This window comes from Streptomyces sp. 4F14 (assembly GCF_048159485.1).
Classification (GTDB): Bacteria; Actinomycetota; Actinomycetes; order Streptomycetales; family Streptomycetaceae; genus Streptomyces.
In genome coordinates this window covers 1-312 of record NZ_JBLRVY010000423.1, presented here as the reverse complement: position 1 = coordinate 312, position 312 = coordinate 1, and the positions used below count along the sequence as shown (strand labels likewise).

At 76.0% G+C, this 312-nt stretch carries 1 protein-coding gene; it reads left to right on the top strand.

What is annotated here, in order from left to right; genetic code table 11:
* Nucleotide 1: 1 nt before the first annotated feature.
* Nucleotides 2-312: ATP-binding cassette domain-containing protein (locus tag ACLZOT_RS51415; protein ID WP_416976169.1), on the top strand; the 311-nt coding region annotated here is incomplete at its 3' end.

Sequence of the window (312 nt, the reverse complement as noted above, 5' to 3'; positions counted from 1 at the left end):
GGTGAACCTCACCGTCCACGCGGGCGAACTCCTCGCCGTGGTGGGCCCGTCCGGCTCCGGCAAGTCCACGATGCTCAACGTCATGGGCACCCTGGACCGGCCCACCACGGGGACGGTCCGGGTCGCCGGGTACGACGTGTCCGCGCTCTCCGACGCCCGGCTCTCCGCGCTGCGCGCCCGCCACAGCGGCTTCGTGTTCCAGCACGTCCACCGGGCGGCGGGCCGCGACGCGGTGGACAACGTCGCGGACGGCCTGCTGTACACGGGGACCGGCCTGCGGGAGCGGCGCGAGCGGGCCCGCGAGGCGCTGGC